Genomic DNA, 19,473 nt, shown 5'->3' on the forward strand with positions numbered 1-19,473 from the left:
GCGGTGCGCTGATGGTGGACTACTTTAGCGACCGGGAGAACGGTCCAAAGGCTCGAACCGAGCAGTCGATCTCACCTGCGGTTTGGGCCGGCTTGGTCGCCTCGGTGCAGGGGTTGATCAACAGCGGTGCCTTCGGATTTCGGTTCCCCGAACGGTGCCCAGATGGGCAAGCTATTTGCGGGTGCGATTCCGACTCACTGGCTGCGGCTGTGGTCGCGGAGATGCCAGGCCTGGCATGGCCGCTGGAAACCACTCGTGACGTGGCCGAGGGATTTTTCTCTCAACGAGAGCCCTTTGCGCCGGACACGTTGTTGGTTCTTGACTTCATTGAGTTCGTTTATTCAGCCTTGGCGAAGCCAATTCCCGGCAAGTACCACGATTTCTTCAGTCACCATCACCTGACTTTCGACCAGCAAGCCGGACAAGACGAGTTTCGGGCGACCATCAATCGCATTTTCGCGCGCAACGGCCTGGCCTTTGAGATGCTTGGGACAGGACGCATTGTTCGAGTTCTGCCACTGGTTCTGGGTGACGAACTGAGACGAACAGCGTTCGACACCGGAGACCGTACTCTCGACAACATGCTGGACGAGTGCCGCGTGAAATTTTCAGATCGGAATCCTCTCGTTCGACGCGAGGCGCTGGAGCGTTTGTGGGACGCGTGGGAACGGCTCAAATCTGTTGCCGATCCTGGCGACAAGAAGCGGTCGGTCCAGATCATTCTGGACGCTGCAGCATCGGAATCGACTTTGCGGACTAGGTTGGAAACGGAAGCACTGGAGCTGACCTCCATCGGCAACAGCTATCTGATTCGCCACTCAGAGGTTTCACAAGTGCCTGTTATCGATGTGGACCATATCGATTACCTCTTTCATCGTCTGTTCGCGATGATCCAGTTGATGCTGAGGAAAAAGGAGCGAGCATGAGTGGTCGTAGTCCACACCGTGATGCGATGCGCATACTCTTCATTTTGAACGCGGGCGGCGTGCCGCTGAGCGATCCAGACGATGTGACGGTCGCCAAAATCTTTAGAGGCGAAGCGCGATTGCATGCTTTCGATTTTTGGATGCGCAATCCAGACTACCTGGCAAGTGAGTTGTTGGACTCTTTTGTAGCAACCGGCAATGCTGATCACCGTCTCGCAGCTGAGGCGATATTCGAAAGCGATGAGCCGGATCTACGGCGCATCCCGATGATTCGCTACCTGTTTGGGGCGTATGAACGACTCGATGATGCGCTGTCATTACTACGGTCGCGCGACCTCGTGCGGATCACGGGGACCAAGGGAAAAGTAAAGGTTCACGAAACAGACTTCATCCTCACGGTCCAGGGCGCTGGAGTGTGTTCGAAGGCCGTGGTACAGGAGCCTGTTCTCGGGTGGTATGCAGATCGGGCAGCATTGGTCGCTGACATTGCGGGCACCCGTGGTGGTGGTGCCCTCAAGGAAAAGCAATACGAGCAAGCGACTTACGCCGAGACTCAACTTGGCGGAATCATTCCACCAATCGGACCGCAGGTGCAGAAGAGACTTGCTCAGCTCAAGCAAGCTGCCTAAAGGAGGGGACATGGCAAAAGAGAGCATGGAATGGCTAGAGGCCATCGCAAACAAGGCAAATGTCGACGTAGCTCGGGTTGAGCAGGTCTTGACAGCGCGACATATAGTGCCAACGCCGGTACTACCGGCTCCGCGAAGGCTGAAGCTCCTGAGCATTTCCTTCGGTGGCGTGAAACGCGAGGTAGTGGACGAAGGCCCTTATACGTTCGAATGGAACGATCTCAGCGAAGGGTTGTGGGGGATGATGACTGATCGCAATCTGCGCGGAAAGTCGTCAATCATCGAGGTCGTGCGCTGGCTAATCAGAGGAAGACCTTCGCCGAATCTGCAGGATGACGTGAGGGCCTGGATACATACCGCCTGTCTGCGCCTCGATCTAGATGGTCTTGAGTATGAGATTCAGGTGGATTTTCGGGACGGGGCCAAGGGAACGCTGAGCCGACGAACATCGCCAACAGCCAACGCCACGGTTATCGCCACGTTCAGCAGCGAGAAGCAGTTCGAGATGGTGATGTCCGACTTTTTTCTGCGAGCGTTCTCTATGGAGAGCATCGCAACCTGGCGAGAAAGTGACTCGGAAGACAAAAGCGGCCAAACCGTCGTTCACGGCTGGCCAGCTCTGTCCGGCGCGATGTTCATCGGTACCAACTATGACGTCGTGCTGGGCGATCTTCCCTTCACCACGGGAACGCAGGCGCGGCTCATGCAGATGTATCTCGGCGTGCCTTGGGTGTCCACCCACGCTTCGGCACTTGCCGCACAGAAATTGGTCGAGTCTGGCAATGACCTGGAGGCACGTCGGCGAGGTCAGTCAGCGCGCGCGAAACAGGCGCGTGTCGGAGAGATTGAGACACAGCTCGCCGAGAAGCGAGCAAGCCTGGCTGCGCTTCCTTCGGACGAGGCTATTCAAGCCGAACTCTCGCTACTCAGTGGCAAGTATGCGGAAACAAAGCGCCGTGAAAAGGCGATGCAGGAACGGGCCGATCGGGAAGCGGCTGCAGAGCAGCAAGCAAATGCAGCCTATCTGCAGGATCGCAGGGAGCTTCAGGCACACAAGGACTCCGCAGCTGCTGGATCAATCTTCCGCATGCTTGACCCGACATGTTGTCCGCGTTGCGATCATGAAATCGACAAGGAGAGAAAGAAGAAGGAGGCACTGAGCCATTCGTGTTCAGTGTGTGGTGAGAGCATCGGGAGCAGCGAAGACGCCGACCTTCTGAAAGCGGGGCTTGAGTCAAGCGTTAAGGCATCGAAGGCGGCCTTCGACAAGGCTGAGAAGAATAGAAAGCTGGCTGAGGAGAGCCTTTTGACATTGCAGACGGACTTGGAAGGCATCCAATCCAAGACTCAAGAGTTGACGGAGCAGTTGGGGACGTTCGATTCACGGAAGCTGCTGTTGAACGAAATTGCAATGCTTGAAGGGCGTCTGGAAGAAGCCAGGTTCGATCCTGGCATCAGTGAAGTGGCGGATGATGAGCCAACAGTACTGAAGGCAATCGTCAGTGAGACTGAGTCGAGATCCAAAGCAGTTCGCGACGAATTCCTTGAAGAGGTGTCAACCAGCCTCCTGCACTATGCCCAGAGCTTTGGAATGCACAGCCTGTCGAAGGCGCAGCTTCGTGGAAATGCGAATCTCTTGCTCGTAAAAGGAGGCGCCGACACTTCTTTCAGCAAGGTGACGAAGGGTGAACGTCTACGTCTCAAGGTCGCTACGGTGCTTGCCATGATTCAGGTGGGTGAGCGCCGCAGTATTGGAAGACATCCCGGTCTGATCATGATTGATTCACCCGCAGCCCAGGAAGTTGCTCCAGAAGATCTCCGCGGTCTACTTTCAGGCCTGACGGTGGTGCGAGAAGAACTCCCACACCTTCAGATCTTCGTCGCAGGAATTACTTCCGCGGCGATGGGCGAATTCATCCCTCCCAATCGCCGCAAAGAAGCCTCTGATGGAGGCTATCTGTGGTGAGCAACCTTGCAGGAGCTCTGTTCCACCCGCTGGAGAGAGCTCTGCAGACATTGTTGGTACAAGGCAAAACGCCGCGCGTAGAAGACCTTGGTGGGGTGGATGCAATTGCCAAAGCCGCCCCGTCGCTGATGACGTCGCCGTTGGCGGGCGAGATTCTTTCGGCGCTACTCCGCATGCCGAGCGAAGCGCTTGGAGATGATACGCATGCATGGATGGACGCCATTGGGTGTCTGGTACGCGGGGCGACCAGCGACGTCGTACTGATTGAGATGGTCGATGCCACTGTTTCTCATGGAGAGTTGCCGGAGATTGCTGTTGAAGATGTTTTCATGGCCTTTCTGCACAAGGCGGCCGACTTGTCAGGGCGCGTCTCGGGCTACGCTCGTGCGATCGCTCTCGAAGGTGCCTTCCGCTTGGCAGCATCCACTCGCCGGTTGCAGTTTCGTCTCCTTGACGTCTTGCTTGGTATCAAGGCGTCCGACGAGCCGACTTTTCTCCGCTACGCAGCGAAGATTATGGGCGTCGCGCATTCGCACTGGCGGGAGGTAGAACTGCTCTGCATCCTGAAAGGTCTTGCAGAGTGTGAGGAGGCCGCATATGACGCAAGCTTTGAAATGGGGATGGCAGGGTTGACCTCCGCGCTCGACGAATCTCGTCGCGATGTAGCGGATTCCCTATTCAAAGATGCGCTATTCTGGTTCAAGAAGGCCGAGGCAACGCGAGAGACAGCACCAGAGGCAGTGCTGTATGGTGAATGCCTTACGCTGCTGACGGATTTCGAAGCGCACAGGAGCAAGCTCGAACTGAATCGACGCAGCGCCTCAGTTCACAAGGCCGCCTTTGAATTGCTCGCCTGGCATACGGATGCCAGTGCGCCGGCTTGGCTGGGTGCACGGCACCTGCAAGCTGCTTGTTGGAATGATCTCGCAAACACTTTGGCGTCCCTTGCCGAAAGTCTTGACGAAGTTAGCTGGTGGGAACCCAAGGTCGTGATCGAGAGCCAAGTTCTGGCCGCGTACAGTGCGGGACGAACGATCCTCAAGCGAAATCGCGACGGTTACCTTGAGACTTTGGTCAGGCCCAGAATCGAGTCCTCTATCAGCGGACGCGAAGGGCAAGCTCATCTTTTGAAGCGCTGGCTGGTGCAGAATCGCGGGCACGAATTGGTTCCGGAGGCCAATGCCGTCCTAGAGGGCATAGAACGCGCTATGCCGAAGCGCGCCGAAGTCTCGCGAAACCCCATTGAGGCAGCCGCCGTTTGGGCGCCGGTTGCTGCCGTACTCTCACAAGCCCGCTGCAGTGAAGACACTGAACGGAGAGTAAGGGAAGTCATTTCCAATGCATTCGCTTCGAGCATCGAGAATCTGAGCGGGGCGGAGATTGATATCTTTGACCATTGTCGATCGGCAGTTGAGAACCATCCAGATCACAGCAAAAATATTCGTGGCGCCAAATTGTTCGACACCGTACTGCTATGGACGGTGAGGTTTCTGAAGAACCGTCTTGAAGTGACCAGAAAGGATGATCCTTCAGTTGCCTACCTCTTTGAAAACGAAGACGGCACGGTTCCGCCAGAAAGTGCCCTGCAGGAGGACTATTTTCGTTGGTTGTCTACCCAAGCTGCCGTCGGAGAAATCGAGGCAACGAATCTTGGCGGTGGCCGGGCGGATGTGGCGCTCAAGACGACTGGTGAGCGGATCGTAATTGAGGTCAAGCGTGAAACGCAGGACGCATCGTTCGACTTCTTGGCGAAGAGCTACGCCGGGCAAACCACCGATTATCAGAACGTCAGTATCCGATTGGGGTTCCTGCTGGTACTTGACCTGACCGAGGCGAAGCGCCAGGGCACCCCGCATATTCGATCCCTTGTAGAGTGCCGCTCCGTGCTCAGAAAAGACGAGGCGGAACCGCGGCATGTTGTCGTCGTGAAGGTGCCAGGGCGGAGATACTTGCCCAGTGCGATCAGCGCGAGTGCAAGGGGCGCGACGGATCCTGCCACGCCACGAAAGCGTGCAAGGAATCAGAAATGAGCCTGTGTATAGGAGACTTCGGCTTAACGCTCGCGTTGTCGACGAGCAGGTCCTGGAGATTACAAAGGCGGATTTCCGTGGATCAGATCTAAAGGCATTTCGCCGCTAGCCAAGCTGGCCATGACGGTCCAGCATTCGCATCAAAATGCGTAAGCGTCCGGGCACCCCACCCTGATCTACCGCTGGAAGTCGCAGAGGTGGAGTGACCCCTACGTTTTGGAGCCGCAGCAAGCTTCGTCGCCACCGGCCTGGATTGGAGGGCACGGCACCGAACCGAACGAGCAGAACACACAACAATGGCCCGGTTTTGGGCGCAAGACCGTGTGGCAACTTTCGCACTCGTAGAACCATTGGCACGCGTCCGTCGGCATTGTTTCGTTCTTGGCATGCCCACACTCAGGGCACGTCAGAACAGAGTCCAAGATCAAATCCATTACGGCTTTGCCGGGGCAACAGATGACGGGAATCCAGCTTCCGTGGTGGCCTTGGTCAGCACGTCCACCTTGACCTTGGTGTCATCAAAGACCACCGTGGTCTCTCGTTTGGCCAGGTTGGATTTGACGCCAATGACTCCGTCGATCTGGGTCAGTGCCTTCTTCACCGTGATGGGGCAAGTGGCACAACTCATGCCGGGCACCGACAGAGTGACGCTTTGTTGGGCAGCCCAGCCGGGCGTCAGCAGCAAGAGTGCTGCAGTGGTCATGATCAACCGCTTCATGTCGGAGCCTTTCATCAGTAGAACCAGTGGGCGAACAGGGGGAACACCAGCGCGGCCACCAGCAACAGGGTCACCAGGGCAAACAGCACCTTGTAGGAGAGGCTGACCATCGGCCGCTGACATACCTGTCCCGCTTCACAGGCCACAACCGGGCGCCATATCCGGCGCGCCGCAAAGATCAAGGCGATAGTGGCTGCACCAATGAACAGTGGTTGGTACGGCTCCAGCAGCGTCAACGTGCTGATCCATGCTCCAGAGATGCCCAGCATGATCAGCACCAGAGGGCCAAGGCAGCAGGCGGACGCAAGGAGCGCGGACAGGCCACCCGCGATCAAGGCCTTTCCACCGCCAGTGGCACGGGCAGAAATGTCTGTAGATTTTGTTGACATGGCTTAAGCTTAGTCCCGTACATTGGTACGGAGTCAAGCACCATGAGCCTTCCTCTTCCGCATGCCCACCCCGGCTTGACCATTGGTGATCTGGCCAAGGCGGCCGGTGTCAATGTAGAGACCATACGGTTCTACCAACGCAAGGAGCTGATGCCCGAGCCAGAACGGCCCCAGGGCAGCATTCGGCGATATGACCAGAATGACCTATCGCGATTGCATTTCATCAAGACTGCGAAGCGGCTGGGGTTCAGCCTGGATGAGACCGCGCAGTTGCTGCAACTCGACGATGGTGCGAGCTGCGCTCAAGCCCGTACACACGCAGAGTCCAAGCTCGCCGAAGTTCAACTCAAGCTTGCAGACCTGCACCGAATGGAAGCCGTACTCTCTGAACTGATCGATCTCTGCAGTTCTGGGAGAGGCAAAGTCCGTTGCCCGCTGATTGCGGCAATGGAGAGGCAGTCGCCTCCGCTACAGATTTGAAGCAGTGGTGGACTGCCAGCGATGTGGCAAAAGATCATGGATGCGGCTGGCGCGCTGCATGGGCAGACGTGCCATCACATCGCGCAGGTAGGCGTAGGGGTCATGCCCGTTCATGCGCGCTGACTGGATCAAGCTCATGACGGCGGCGGCGCGTTGGCCCGCGCGCAGGCTGCCAGCGAAGAGCCAGTTGTTGCGACCAATGGCAATGGGCCGGATCTGGTTCTCGATCCAGTTGTTGTCCAAAGGCAGTTGCCCATCGTCGACGAACCGGGTCAACGCCACCCAGCGCCGCAGGCTGTAGTCCAGCGCCTTGGCGCTCGCTGAACCTTCGGGCACCTTCTGGCGTTGCAGCAGCATCCACTGGTGCAAGGCATCGAGCAGCGGCTTCGTTTGTTGTTGCCGGATGGCCCGGCGCTGATCGGCGCTGAGCTCCTTGACCTCGCGCTCGATTTCGTAGACCCGACCGAACTGCTGCAGCGCGAACTCGGCGATCTGGCTCTGGTTAGCTGCATGCAGATCGAAGAACTTGCGCCGCGCGTGCGCCAGGCAACCGACCTCGGTCACGCCGCTGGCGATCAAGGCTTTGTAGCCGCTGAAGTCGTCACAGGTGAGGCTGCCTCTCCAGTCGCCCAGGAAGCGCCGGGCATGTTCGCCCGAGCGTGATTCGCAGAAGTCGTAGACGATCACCTTGGTGTTCTCGAAGGCACCCGTGGCATAGGCCCAGAGGTAGGCCCGGTGCGTCTTTCCGTTGCCCGGCTTGAGCATGGACACCGGCGTCTCATCGGCATGCAGCACGCGGTGCTGNGTCTTTCCGTTGCCCGGCTTGAGCATGGACACCGGCGTCTCATCGGCATGCAGCACGCGGTGCTGCAGCAGCTCGTTTCTCATGGCATCCACCAGTGGCTGCARCTGCACGCCRCACGCGCCCACCCACTGAGCGAGCGTGGAACGCGGGATCGCGAGACCAGCTCGACCAAAGATCGCTTCCTGGCGGTACAGCGGAAGGTGATCGGCGTACTTGGCCACCAGCACCTGCGCCAGCAGCCCGGTGGTGGGGATGCCCTTGTCGATGATGTGCGGATCGACGGGGACTTGGGTGAGCGTCTCGCACTTCGCACAAGCCCACTTGCCCCGGATGTGGCGCTCGACGCTGAAGACGCCAGGCACATAGTCCAGCTTCTCGGCCACGTCCTCGCCCACGCGCTTCATCTGGCAACCGCAGGCACAGGTGGTCGAGTCGGGCTCGTGGCGGATCTCGCGCCGCGGCAGGTTGGCTGGCAGCGGCGCGCGCTTGGGAACCTTCTTCTCTTCAACNGCAGGCACAGGTGGTCGAGTCGGGCTCGTGGCGGATCTCGCGCCGCGGCAGGTTGGCTGGCAGCGGCGCGCGCTTGGGAACCTTCTTCTCTTCAACCTTGGCGGGCGCCTGCGCTTCTTGCAGCGCATCGATCTCGGTGGCCACGGCTGCCAGGTCGGCCTCGATCTCGTCTTCGAGCAGGCTCTTCTGTTCGGGGTTGAAGCGTTCGGATTGAGCTGCGAACTTCATGCGCTTCAAGAGCGCGTTCTCGTGCGTGAGTTTGTCCAGCAACGCGCTCTGGTGGCGCAGCTGCGTCATGAGGCGCGTGGTCAGCTCACGCAGCTCTTCTGCGCTCAGGCTCTGCAGGGATTGAGGNTCCAGCAACGCGCTCTGGTGGCGCAGCTGCGTCATGAGGCGCGTGGTCAGCTCACGCAGCTCTTCTGCGCTCAGGCTCTGCAGGGATTGAGGCTCGACCACCATGGGCATCCACTGTGCCAGCACTGGCACACGCGCACCATTGGCGCATGCCCCAATTGGCAAGCACCGGTCTGCGCTTCAGAGTCAGACCACGGTGATGACACCACCGTTGCCAAGGCGCTGCCAGGGCAGGCCCAGCACCAGCGCATCGAACTGGGCTCGGGTGAGCGAGGCGGTGCTTGCCGCATCACGCGGCCAGACGAACTTGCCGCTGTTGAGGCGACGCGCTGCCAGCCACACACCGATGCCGTCGTGCACCAGCACCTTCATGCGGTTGGCGCGTCGATTGGCGAACAGGTAGGCGTGGTGCGGGCGCGCTGCGCCGAAGACCGACACCACGCGAGCCAGCGCCGTCTCGGTGCCCGATCTCATGTCCAGCGGCTCAGTGGCCAGCCACAGCGCATCAACCCGGATCACTTGAGCAGCTCTCGCATCCACACGGCGCACTGGTCGGCCGCATCCAATGGCCAGGTCACCGAGACGGTGGTGGCGCCACGGCGCAGCTCGATGCGGATGTCTGGTGCAAGTGCAGGCCCTGGTGAACATGCCGCTGGCGGCAGCGGCACTGGAACGAATGCGGGGGCCTGGAGTGCAGGCAGCGCGCCACCCGCTTCGCGGCGCCACTTGTGAACGACGTTGGCGTTGATGCCGTACGACAAGGCAATGCTGGCCACCGATGCACCCGGCTCGGCGCACTGAGCAATGATCTGCTGCTTGAGCTCGGCGCTGTGCCGCCGGCGGGTCTTCTTCTTGGCTTCATTCATGGTGTCCACCTAAATCTTTGGTGGACACCATCGTTGCCGCTTAGACCAATCCCTTCAAGGGTGGGATGACCGTGCGCTTACCAAAATGCAGTTCGCGTGCGTGAAATTGTCCCGCTGGCCGCGAAGCTCGTAGGCCCATTTTGCGCCGTGGAAGAGATTGTTGCGCAGCCGCCAGATGATCATAAGCAGACTCAACACCCGGTCGCGTGGGTCGTCATTCGTGCCCTCGATGACAGCTTGCACGAGATCAGGGTGGTCTGAAGGGCGAAGATTGAGGAAAGGGAAGTGATGGGTCAATGCCCCATTGGAGAAGTAGCGGGTCCGAAAGTAGGCAAGTTCCGCGTTGTAGATATCTGCCCCAAGCGAACCGTCCGCTGCCCAGCGATCGACCTGCTCCCGGATACGGTCGGCACGAGCGAAATTGCCCATGATCTGTGCCTCGAAAAGACTCCAGAGAAAAGCGAAGTCAAAGATGACGCGTCGGTCTGGATCAGGAAGATCCCGAAAGCCGGGCGCGCGCGCTTCCAGCCATAGCTCGCTTGCTGTCTGTCCGTTGTCGGCCATGGCTCAGTCCTCAGGTTCTTCGTTACGCGGATCGAGCTCCGAAAAGTCGCTCAGCATGTCACAGTTGAGGCAGTGGTACATCTGCGAAGCCTCCTGAAAATGCATACCGCAAAAGCACCCGCAGAAGGGACAGCATTCGTTGATTTCAAGGTCTCCCCATTCCCATACGCCGAGGTACTCGGGGACTGCGTCACGGTCATAGCCGACGATCTGGAATGCGTCAGCGTTCTTGGCGACAAACCCATTGCGGCCAGCGCGCATGAGAATAAGCAGGATGTCCGCCGGCTCGATAGAGAACCACTCTCCCCGTACACGGGTCGCCTCAAAGTGTTGTTGTAGGTGCCGCTCAAGCTGGAACGAGTCGACAGCGACGATCCAACCGAGCAGACGAAGTTCCAGGGGATTGCCGGTCTGAAGGTTGCGTTTGCGCACCTCAATATTCTTTGCGACCCCAATCTTGATCGGTGAGCATCCATTTTCCTCCTCGCCAATGAAGTAGACCGGCACGTCGTGCTCCCTGCGGTGTTAGCGGAGCCGGTCGAGCAGCATCTCGACCATCTCTTGGCTTGAGTTCGCGACGATGTCGAGGGGGCGATTTTCCTGCCGCATGAGTGCAATTAGGAGGCAGGCTGTGACAAGCCAAAAGGATGAGCTTGCGGACAGACTGTAGCCGCTGATCATCGCCGCCAGCCGCTCAGCGATCGGTGGGTATTGTCGGTTGCCCCAATGTGCGTGTGTCGGTGTCATCGCATGGATGATCAATGCGGCGAACGCTATTCCGGTCGCACGCTTTTGCTGAACTTGAGCGAAGTTGTGGCCATGCGCTCTGGCGTAGTCCGCGAGGCCGCTCATCATGAAGTCGCGAGCCCAAATATCGCATGCGATCTCCTCTTCGGCCAACGTCGATGGTGCATTGTCGTCAACGCAATACATGACGTGTCTGAACTCGTGCAAGAACGCGAAGGCCAGAGCGAACGCTACCAGGTCGAAGGCGGCTTTGTGCTGATCGTCGCCCAAGCCGTCACGATCAGCGGTCGGCGTAGGGATGTCCGCTGGCCAACGAATGTCGCCCGTCTGCTCGGCAGCGATAAGCGATTGAGCGCTGGCGATACGCTGCTTGTAGTCAAATTCGTACTGCCCGCGGGCGTCATCGATGTTGAGTGCCTGGTCGAGTGGCACCCCGGTTAAGGTCGCAATTACCAACGCAGGAGAATAGACCTCGATTGCGCGCCATGCACTGAAGCCGAGCAGCCAGAAGGAGTCGATCGTTTTCGTGTCGAACTCGATGCGTGTGGCATCGGCATTCATCGTAACGCCTTTGGTGCTCGGCGCGACTTCGACAGCATGGCCGTACTGGCGCCATAGACCGCTGATCTCGTCGGCATGCTCTGGTACAGCCCCGCGTAGTAGATAAAGGACGATTGTGCGGTCCGATGGCGTGGTCGTCATAGTCGGAGCCTCGTCTATGGTCAGCGGTGAGTTTCGAGGCGTGGCTGGTGGGCTGGTCATGATTTCTCGATTTCGCTTCGCGCGCTGCTCGGGCTGCCGCCCCTCACTTGATAGCTCCCGAAAATATGCGCGGGATCGAAGTTTGGGCCGCGTTCGAGGGAGAGCGCATAAAGCTCGAACTGCCGTTGGGTGATCGGCGCGATCAATCGCTGTTCATCGGCCACGGCCATAGACAACCCTCATGATCGTGCAGCGCTCAGGTACGCGGGCGTGATCGCATCGTCATGACTGATCCGCCGCGACTGCATTGGCGAGGATGTCGTTGGTCTCCCATTCGTCACCGTGCCGGGTCGTCACGAACTCTCGATCCCAGACGCCCCAGTTCGGCGGCAGCGGAGTCCGTGCCAAGGGATTGTGGACATAGGTGATAGGCCGGACCTGGCGTGACAGGTTGCCGATGCCGATCCGCGACCAGATCACACCCGAGATGTTTGCGAAGCGCTCGTCGAGAAATGCCGTGCGCGTGATCGGATCGCGCTCACGCTGGATGAAGGGCGCGGCGTGAAAGCCCTCTTCGAGGACGGCGCCGGTCTCTCGGTCGATGGTGACGTATGCGTCCCCGATCGGAAACAGCGTCGTCATGATGAGGGGCAATGGCCGCTCGGCAACGTAGACACCGAAGCGGCTGGCGCTGATCGCGATGATGCGGGTGTCGTCCGGCGCGATCACGCCTTGTTCGATGTAGCGGCCGATCTTCCGTGCCTTGGTCCAGAACGCGCCGGAAGTTCGAAGCTGTGCCTGCCGGATCGGTGCGGCGACGAGACCTCCGCCTTCGTTAATCGGAACGGGCCGCACGATCTGGTCTGGGCCTGGAGTGCCTTCGTCCGGGGTGATGGCCTCGATCCAAATACGGTAGCCGTCTTCGAGGACGCACAGGTCGGGCTGCCCGCCGTCGCGTTGGCGCTCAAGCACTGGAAGTAAGGTGCGTCCCGCTTCGAGCAGCGTGCAACCCAGGTACATCTCCCAGAAGCGGCCATCGACGTCGCGCGCAAAGCCATGGCGGAAATCGGAATCGGCATAGGGCTCGTAGCGCAACCACATCTCCTGCAGCCTGGCGCGGATCCCCTGCTCGAAGGGAGACTCGGCGGCCTTCAGGTTCTCGAACCCGAGATCGAGATTGGCACCATCAACGTCGAAAAGGTCGCTCATAGTCTGCGCGCCTCATTCTCCACTTGATATCTGCTCTCCTTCTGGGGGCCGTGGGGACTTGATGCCCACGGCCGCAGGCTTCTAATGCTTATAGCCGTGCTGCTTGGCGACATACAGGCAGCCATAGGTGGCGTGCAGAATGCCGTAATGAGGGATGATGGCATTGACGATTTATTGCGAGCGGTATGCATCTGAATGGCACAGGTCTGGCGTCCTGCATACTGGCGAAAGGGCCGCTCGTCCGGTCATGACAAATTTCCCTTTTGGCTGAACAACGGGGGGAGCTTCGCCGCATTGCTGACCAGTAATTGGTAGTCCGGCGGCGCCTGCCTAGATGCGTCCAGTGCGAGGCGCAAGTCCTGGATGGCATACGAGGCAAGACATTCGCGCACTCGCAGGCGCATGGCCCGGGCGCCGGGAAAGTATTCATGCGCGATCATCTCTTGCTGTGCGATGGACAGGGCAGGGTGGGCAACGACCACGAGCTCCAGCATGCGCAACCACTCCGCGTCACCATCTTGCGGATTCATGTTCGGGGTATCCACGAGTTCGGCTGACGCCATGCGACCCAGTGTGAAGTCGCGATAGCTCAGACGCTGTGCGCACCAGGCGCGCACATGCCAGCGCCGGGGTGCGCGCACGAATGCGTGGGGAAAGATGATCCGTTCCGAGCCTGCTGGCGAGGACATGGACCTGTAGATGATTTGGACGCCGGTCTGCTGCTTGACGGCGCGGAACAGGGTCGAAAACACCTGTGGAGCTACCGCTGAGAGATCGATCCGGGCATCCTCCACGAATCCCCCGACCAACCGGTCCTGGTGATGGCTCACGATCCGCAGGTACTCGTCGGGCGAGCGTCTTGCGGACCGTGGATCAGCGAATTCGAGTGGGGCATGAGCCGACGCGCGTCGGGCGCGGCGTCCCATCCGTTTGACCAGTTCGCCCATAAGGCGGCTCGCCCACACGGCTTTGACGTCCAACAACTGTCGAATGCGCTCGTTGTCGATCGCGCCTTCCCAGGTCAGTACGGTTTCGAGATTGCTCAGGTGGGACACGGAGCCGATAAGTCGAATTGCGATGACCGAAGCATACTGCAATTTAGCTTGCAAGCTAAATTAGCTTGATGTATAAATTTGTCATGAACCTGTTCGATCGCCTGCCCAATGGACTGTTCGGTCCGCTCACAGGGCGCTACAACCGCCGAGCCTGGGAGTTGCTGGTCCGGTTGTCGGAGCGCTTCTTCGGCGCGGACTGCGTGCCACCGTATGCCGAAGGCTATCTGCACGAGCAGGTGACGAAGGAGATAGAACGCTTCCTGCTTGACGATCAATGGGAGGAGGAGAGTGCGGATGCTGCGGCGACACCGATCAACGTGCAGGCCAACCAATGGCTGGCGAGGCTGGCTGAGACCGGTTGGCTGATCGAGGACCGCGTTGGACTACGGGTCTTTGTCAGCATGCGCCCGGTGGTGGCCCGATTTTTCGATGCCTTGGAGCAGTTCGCGCTCGACGGCCCTCAACTGGTCGGCGGCAGCATTCAGATGATCTACAACCAGCTGAAGGCAGCTCAGTCCAATCCAAGGGAACAAGCGGCCGGCTTTCAGACGGCCGCCCAGTCTTGCTCGCGACTGATCAATAGTCTGAACGCCACCACCTTGAGGGTGAGGGACCTCATTCGAGATCTCACGCAGGAGCAGGCCACGCCTGTCTTTGTGAAGCGCTTCTTCAGTGAGCACATCGAAGAACTCTATGTTCGTGACTTCCGCCAGATGCGAACGGAGAATCATCCGCTGATGCTGCGTTTCGAAATTATCGAGCTCGTTGATACGGTCGCGACCACGGCGCCGTCTCGTGAACAGCTGTTGGCCGGCTACCGTGCACTACCCGGTGCTCGCCATGAAGCGGTTGAGGACATGTTGGCTCGCGACGTTTCGAGATTCCAGCGTCTACTGGACGTTGAGAAATTCCTGGAGCGGATGGACCGCGTCATCGATTCGGCGACACAGCGGGCGCTGGCCTATCTTGGCTATCGCCTCAAGGCGTCGGAGCGGCTCGAGGACGTTTTGGCGGATGCTGTCGCCAGTGCCTGCCGTTTGGCTGATCAGGGCCAGGTCATTTCCGGCAGGCTGCTCTCCCCGTCGCCGGTGGTGGCGGACTACCGCCTCCGGATGCCCAACCTGCCGGTGGCCAAACCAGACCGGCGCGCGATGGTCAAGCGCGAGATGACGTCGCGCGAGCGGGCTGAGCTGATGCTTCGTCGGGCCATGGTGCGTCACCGGGACACCACTCCCGCGGCGATCAGGCGTTATGTGCAGGCGCATGTGCCCGTGGGCGCGGAGATCGAGGGAGCCCATCTTCCCGTACACGGGGTGGATGACGCAGTGGCGGTCCTGGTGTTGATGCGGCTAGCCGCCATCGGTCGCGTTAACCCGAAGGCGCTGCGCGCCAATCCGCTGCTGCGGAACCTCGATTTCGAAGCAGTCATGGATGAAGGTGGACGGGTGAACACAGAACTATTCGAACTACCAGGATTCAAGGTGAGAAGGAGGTCCACCAATGCCGCGTGATTGGAATGCCCTTGCAGCAAACTCCGATGGACTGTACGAGTCGAGCGACTTTAAGCACGCCATGTACCAACTGGTCGTCCAGCAGTGCATCTATCTGCGGCAGCGCGACCAGGCTGTCGCCTATCGCCTAATCTCGGCGCACCGCGATGCCTTTGCCGAGGCAGTCGCGTTGATGGGGTTGCGCCTGGGCTTCGTCGATCGGCACGAGCTCTGCTATGTGACACAGGATGGCGGCACGCAGAGCCCGATGGACCTGCAGGAGACGCTCTTTCTCCTGACGTTGCGACACGTCTACCACACCCGTGCAAGCGCCGGCGACCTCACGCCGGATGGTGATGCGTTGATCGATATTGCGGAGTTCGAGGAAAGCTACAAGAGCTTGTGCCACCGGGATTTCGACGGCCGCGTGGACACCCTGCGCACCCTGTTGAAGATGTCGGCGCGGCACGGCGTCGCGAGGGCCGTGGATGCGCCCGAAGGGGATCCGCAACCTTTTGCCATCATGATATGGCCGGGCATCGTCGAAGTACTGAGTGAGTACGCGTTGAATCGGTTCGGTGCCGACCTGAAGGCTCGTGCGGTCAATGCCGAAGCGGCGCCGGCGGCGCAGGAGTCCACCTCATGAAGACCCTGATCGCCGTGCACGTCGTGCAGTTCTCATTGTGGGATTACGAGACATTCCAGATCAGTCCGGGCGGGACCGGATTCATCGGGCCCAACGGTGCTGGGAAGACAAGCCTGGTCGATGCCGTCCAGATCGCGATGGTCGGCGGGCACGGCCAGCATCTGCACTTCAATGCGCAATCGGTGCACAAGGACTCTCGGTCGATCCGGGCTTATGCGCTCGGCACGATGCGCTCTGGAGAAGGCGAGCAAGGTGTGGTGTCGCGCAAGCGGGACGCGGCGCTGTCGTACATTTCGCTGGTTTTCCGCGGCCAGGAGCCGGGCGATGTGCTCAGTGCCGGCATATGCATACATGCGACAACGGTTGATCAGCGGGTGATGGGTTTGTACGTCTTGCCCGGCGTGGAGCTGAAATTAGAGCACCACCTGGAAGACCTGGGCGATCGAGGCAAAGCCCCGATTGATTGGGAACTTTTCGCCGAATTCGGGCGCTCGCATGTTCGCTATGCCGGACGCACTCCCACGATCACGACGCGTCCTGAAACCTACATGCAGGAGTTGCTGCATAACGTCCAACAGGGGGTCGATGTACGCAAGTTCCTGCGCGCCTTTGGCCACAGCATCAATCTCAAGGCTGTCAGCAGCGTGGGAGACTTCCTGCGCGGATACCTTGTCGAAGCCACACCGATCGACAAGCGGGGGACCCTCCAACACATCAAGACACTTCGCAGCCTGGGTCGGCAGATCGAAGACGTGACAGCGCAAGTGGCACGGCTCGAAGTGATCGAGAAGCGCTACGCGAAAGTGGCCGGCCTGCACCGCCAGACAGCCGTCGCCCGAGCGGTCGGTCTGCAGGTTCGACTGGAGGCCGCCGACGAGAGCGCCGCCAATCTGGACGAGGAAATCACCGAGCTTGAAAGGCAACTGGCCAAGGCCCGCCAGGACCTGCCGCACCTGGCGCAAAGACACCAGACGTTGCACGCGGCGTATGAGAGCTTGCTTGCTCGGCTGGGCGCCGATCCCGAGGCCCAACAACCCGCACAACTGGAGCAGTTGCGCAAGGCACATGGCGCGACCGTCCAACAGGCGCGCAAGGAAGTGGAGCGCTTGGCGCTGCAGCTACGTGAAGCGATGCTGGAAACAGCGGTGGCTTTGGAGGCGCGGCACGCGCAGAAGGCGAGCGCGGTGGAAGAGGAGATGAAGCGCTGGGAAGGCTGGGCCAAGGCAGGACACATCGCGAACCAGGAGCAGTTGAAGACTGCGCTTGACATTCTGACGGCGTGCGAGACGCAGTTAAGCGGCGAACGCTCCCTGGCCCGTCAAGAGGAGCAGGACGCGAAGGCTGCGGCGCAGTCCGCCAAGGCAAAGCTGCAGGCCGTCAACCAGGGCAAGAGGATCACCGATGGCGATGTGGCAACGGCCGCAGCCTTATTTGAGCAGGCCGGGATCGCCTATGAACCCGTGGCCAGCTTGGTGCAGGTGACCGATCCACGTTGGCGGGGCCCCATCGAGACATTCCTCGGACCCCATCGGCTGGCACTTGTCGTGGAGGCAGGGAGGGAGGATGAGGCAGTCGATCTGATCCGGCGGCAGCGGGTCAACAACGTCACGGTGGTGCAACCAGAGCACTTGCGTGCGGACATCGACCGTGCAGCGGCACCAGACAGCGTCGCGGCGCTGCTGGACAGCACCAATGCAGTCGCCTTGGCTTATCTGCGCAGAATTCTGGGCCGCATGAAGCGAGTGGACTCCACCGAGCAACTACGGCATGAATCGCGCGCCATGACGGTCGACTACATGCTCAGCGCCAATGGTGGAACCAAGCGCATTCGTCCCCTCGATGAGCAATCCTGGATGCTCGGTGTGAAATTGACTAACGAGGACCGGGTCGCCGCCGTCAATGAGAGCCGCAACGCAGCTAACGCGGAGCGCAGCGCCAGTCTGTACCTCGCCCAAGTCGAAGGGGCATATGCCAAGGTTCAGTCCGCCGTGCTGCAGGTCACTCAGGTGTCGTATGCGGCAGCTTTGGCGCAACATGCGTCCGCAATGCGGGACCTGCAAGCGACGACCGACCCGGCGGCAGTGCCAGTGTCCGAGCGGCTTAAGGCTCTGCGCTCCGATGTCGAGGAGGCGCGTGGGCAATCGGTCGAGGCCGGAAATGCGCTGCATGACCACAAGCTTGCCATCAACGGCAAGGAGACGAGGCTGTCCATCTTGTCTCCACAGCTGAGCCGAGCGCGGGATGACCTTGCGAAACTGGAGGCATCGCACGCGCAAGCCATCCGCGATCCGGACTGCGACCACGACATCCTGCCCCAGGAGTACGACCGGCTGCAGGCGGCGATTCTGTCGGCTGGGCTCGAGCAGGCGCTAGTGGAGCTAGAGCAGCGTGCTCGCCAGTTGGATTCCAACATCCAGACAGCGCTCGGGGTAGCCCGTGACGGCTTCGTCGATTTCATCAATGAATACTCAATCGGCTTAGTGGACGAGCGCAGCGACTGGCGCAAAGCCCATGCCTGGATCGGACGGCACATCAGGAAGCTGAATGATTCGACGCTGAAGGATTACCGCAAGCAGGCAGATGATGCACGTGAGGCGGCTGAACAATCGTTCCAGTCGGACGTCAAATTCAAGATGCGCGAGGCCATCCAGCGGGTCAGGCAGGAGATTCGCGACTTGAACGCGATCCTGCAAACCTGCCCCGCCTTCACCAATGGAGAGAAATACCAATTCTTGGCAAAGCCCTCGCCAGCGCACCGCGATCTGTACGAACTCATCGTCGCAGCACCCGATGCAGGCGGTGAAGATCTGTTTGGACAGCAGGGCGTTCAAAACAACCTCATGGCTCTGCTGGAGGACAGCGAAAGCGGCAAGGACCGAGGCAACAATCCGCTGGAGGACTACCGTTTGCTGTTCAATTTTGACCTGCAGATCATCCAAGACGGCAAGGTCGTAGACCTATTGAGCAAGCGAATGGGCGTGGCTTCCAACGGAGAGCACCGTGTGCCCTTCTACGTCATTGCAGGCGCTGCGTTAGCGACGGCCTACCGTATTCGGCCGGGAGCCTCGCACGTCGGTGCGGGCTTGATGATCCTCGACGAGGCCTTCTACGGTATGGATGCCCAGAACACCTATGTGACCGCAACCTTCTTGAAGAGCCTGGGGCTACAGCTGATGATGGCGGGCCCCGATAGCGATGTCGGCAAGCTCGTTCCCCTGATGGATAACTATTACGATTTGGCTAGGTATGGCGCGGACGTGTTTGCCGAACATGTGGTCGTAAAAGAAGCGGCGCACGCGTTGTTTTCGAGCGATATCCCGATGCTCCATCCGGAACTGATCGATGTTGCGGAATCGCAGCTGCTTGCCGCAGCAGGGGGCGGGTGAA

General features: G+C 59.8%; 20 protein-coding genes and 2 pseudogenes. 8 read left to right on the forward strand and 14 right to left on the reverse strand.

Annotated elements, in window-relative coordinates; translation table 11 throughout:
- Nucleotides 1-11 precede the first annotated feature (11 nt).
- Genes ASE11_RS02895 through ASE11_RS02910 form a run of 4 tightly spaced genes read left to right on the forward strand, consistent with a single transcriptional unit; the run spans nucleotide 12 to nucleotide 5,551 of the window.
- On the forward strand, nucleotides 12-926 hold the full coding sequence (locus ASE11_RS02895) for an AbiJ-NTD4 domain-containing protein (RefSeq protein ID WP_056265788.1): 915 nt from the start codon (nucleotides 12-14) through the stop codon (nucleotides 924-926).
- Nucleotides 923-1,555: a hypothetical protein gene (locus tag ASE11_RS02900; RefSeq protein ID WP_056265791.1), complete on the forward strand. Its 633-nt coding sequence runs from the start codon at nucleotides 923-925 to the stop codon at nucleotides 1,553-1,555. Before ASE11_RS02895 ends, ASE11_RS02900 begins: the two co-directional genes overlap by 4 nt.
- Nucleotides 1,556-1,565: 10 nt before the next feature.
- Entirely contained in the window at nucleotides 1,566-3,521 is a 1,956-nt protein-coding gene (locus ASE11_RS02905; RefSeq protein WP_056265794.1) for a hypothetical protein, read from the forward strand.
- Complete coding sequence (locus tag ASE11_RS02910; protein ID WP_056266253.1) at nucleotides 3,518-5,551, forward strand: hypothetical protein; 2,034 nt, start codon at nucleotides 3,518-3,520, stop codon at nucleotides 5,549-5,551. Before ASE11_RS02905 ends, ASE11_RS02910 begins: the two co-directional genes overlap by 4 nt.
- A gap of 209 nt (nucleotides 5,552-5,760) precedes the next feature.
- On the opposite strand, the gene ASE11_RS26400 is transcribed toward ASE11_RS02910, so the two are convergent.
- The 3 genes from ASE11_RS26400 to merT are packed head-to-tail and all read right to left on the reverse strand — an operon-like array spanning nucleotide 5,761 to nucleotide 6,658.
- Nucleotides 5,761-5,985: a GDCCVxC domain-containing (seleno)protein gene (locus tag ASE11_RS26400; protein ID WP_082585479.1), complete on the reverse strand. Its 225-nt coding sequence runs from the start codon at nucleotides 5,983-5,985 to the stop codon at nucleotides 5,761-5,763.
- Nucleotides 5,985-6,269, reverse strand: a complete 285-nt coding sequence (gene merP, locus ASE11_RS02915) for a mercury resistance system periplasmic binding protein MerP (protein WP_056265797.1) — start codon at nucleotides 6,267-6,269, stop codon at nucleotides 5,985-5,987. The genes ASE11_RS26400 and merP overlap by 1 nt, the downstream gene beginning before the upstream one ends.
- A gap of 14 nt (nucleotides 6,270-6,283) precedes the next feature.
- A complete protein-coding gene (gene merT / locus ASE11_RS02920; RefSeq protein WP_056265800.1) occupies nucleotides 6,284-6,658 on the reverse strand; it encodes a mercuric ion transporter MerT in 375 nt (124 codons plus the stop codon).
- A 42-nt stretch (nucleotides 6,659-6,700) separates the two neighbouring features.
- On the opposite strand from merT, the gene merR reads away from it, so the two are divergent.
- Complete coding sequence (merR, locus tag ASE11_RS02925) at nucleotides 6,701-7,138, forward strand: Hg(II)-responsive transcriptional regulator (RefSeq protein WP_056265803.1); 438 nt, start codon at nucleotides 6,701-6,703, stop codon at nucleotides 7,136-7,138.
- On the opposite strand, the gene tnpC (ASE11_RS26405) is transcribed toward merR, so the two are convergent.
- From tnpC (ASE11_RS26405) to ASE11_RS02965, 11 genes and pseudogenes are all read right to left on the reverse strand, one after another.
- Nucleotides 7,127-7,942, reverse strand: an 816-nt coding sequence (gene tnpC, locus ASE11_RS26405) for an IS66 family transposase (protein ID WP_235501179.1), incomplete at its 5' end; no start/stop codon positions are given. The two genes, merR and tnpC (ASE11_RS26405), sit on opposite strands and share 12 nt — an antisense overlap.
- 1 nt (nucleotide 7,943) lies before the next feature.
- Nucleotides 7,944-8,452 (reverse strand): annotated as a pseudogene (gene tnpC / locus ASE11_RS26410) (IS66 family transposase); the annotation flags it as partial.
- Nucleotide 8,453: 1 nt separating this feature from the next.
- Nucleotides 8,454-8,807, reverse strand: a pseudogene (locus ASE11_RS26415) (transposase domain-containing protein); the annotation flags it as partial.
- 186 nt (nucleotides 8,808-8,993) lie between these two features.
- Nucleotides 8,994-9,326, reverse strand: coding sequence for an IS66 family insertion sequence element accessory protein TnpB (tnpB, locus tag ASE11_RS02935; RefSeq protein WP_056265807.1), 333 nt, complete (start codon nucleotides 9,324-9,326; stop codon nucleotides 8,994-8,996).
- The gene (gene tnpA / locus ASE11_RS02940) at nucleotides 9,323-9,673 is read right to left on the reverse strand and encodes an IS66-like element accessory protein TnpA (RefSeq protein WP_056265811.1); all 351 of its coding nucleotides are present in this window, start codon (nucleotides 9,671-9,673) and stop codon (nucleotides 9,323-9,325) included. Before tnpA ends, tnpB begins: the two co-directional genes overlap by 4 nt.
- Before the next feature lie 54 nt (nucleotides 9,674-9,727).
- The gene (locus tag ASE11_RS02945) at nucleotides 9,728-10,237 is read right to left on the reverse strand and encodes a hypothetical protein (protein ID WP_056265814.1); all 510 of its coding nucleotides are present in this window, start codon (nucleotides 10,235-10,237) and stop codon (nucleotides 9,728-9,730) included.
- 3 nt (nucleotides 10,238-10,240) lie between these two features.
- Nucleotides 10,241-10,744 (reverse strand): GIY-YIG nuclease family protein, encoded by a 504-nt coding sequence (locus ASE11_RS02950; RefSeq protein WP_056265817.1) that lies wholly within the window; start codon nucleotides 10,742-10,744, stop codon nucleotides 10,241-10,243.
- 18 nt (nucleotides 10,745-10,762) lie between these two features.
- Nucleotides 10,763-11,686 carry a phage exclusion protein Lit family protein gene (locus tag ASE11_RS02955; protein WP_056265821.1) on the reverse strand — a complete coding sequence of 308 codons (924 nt, stop codon included), beginning with the start codon at nucleotides 11,684-11,686 and terminating at the stop codon, nucleotides 10,763-10,765.
- Nucleotides 11,687-11,742: 56 nt separating this feature from the next.
- Nucleotides 11,743-11,916, reverse strand: coding sequence for a hypothetical protein (locus tag ASE11_RS25680; protein WP_156406210.1), 174 nt, complete (start codon nucleotides 11,914-11,916; stop codon nucleotides 11,743-11,745).
- A 52-nt stretch (nucleotides 11,917-11,968) separates the two neighbouring features.
- Nucleotides 11,969-12,895: a hypothetical protein gene (locus ASE11_RS02960; RefSeq protein WP_056265824.1), complete on the reverse strand. Its 927-nt coding sequence runs from the start codon at nucleotides 12,893-12,895 to the stop codon at nucleotides 11,969-11,971.
- A gap of 245 nt (nucleotides 12,896-13,140) precedes the next feature.
- The gene (locus ASE11_RS02965) at nucleotides 13,141-13,950 is read right to left on the reverse strand and encodes a WYL domain-containing protein (protein WP_162258017.1); all 810 of its coding nucleotides are present in this window, start codon (nucleotides 13,948-13,950) and stop codon (nucleotides 13,141-13,143) included.
- A gap of 83 nt (nucleotides 13,951-14,033) precedes the next feature.
- Here ASE11_RS02965 and ASE11_RS02970 point away from each other — a divergent pair, with 83 nt between their 5' ends.
- The 3 genes from ASE11_RS02970 to ASE11_RS02980 all read left to right on the forward strand — a co-directional run bounded on the left by ASE11_RS02970 (nucleotide 14,034) and on the right by ASE11_RS02980 (nucleotide 19,472).
- A complete protein-coding gene (locus ASE11_RS02970; RefSeq protein WP_156406212.1) occupies nucleotides 14,034-15,461 on the forward strand; it encodes a Wadjet anti-phage system protein JetA family protein in 1,428 nt (475 codons plus the stop codon).
- A gap of 61 nt (nucleotides 15,462-15,522) precedes the next feature.
- The gene (locus tag ASE11_RS02975) at nucleotides 15,523-16,086 is read left to right on the forward strand and encodes a DUF4194 domain-containing protein (RefSeq protein WP_162258018.1); all 564 of its coding nucleotides are present in this window, start codon (nucleotides 15,523-15,525) and stop codon (nucleotides 16,084-16,086) included.
- Nucleotides 16,083-19,472 carry an SbcC/MukB-like Walker B domain-containing protein gene (locus tag ASE11_RS02980; RefSeq protein ID WP_056265838.1) on the forward strand — a complete coding sequence of 1,130 codons (3,390 nt, stop codon included), beginning with the start codon at nucleotides 16,083-16,085 and terminating at the stop codon, nucleotides 19,470-19,472. The genes ASE11_RS02975 and ASE11_RS02980 overlap by 4 nt, the downstream gene beginning before the upstream one ends.
- The last annotated feature ends 1 nt before the right edge of the window (nucleotide 19,473 follow it).

This window comes from Hydrogenophaga sp. Root209 (assembly GCF_001428625.1).
GTDB lineage: Bacteria > Pseudomonadota > Gammaproteobacteria > Burkholderiales > Burkholderiaceae_C > Hydrogenophaga.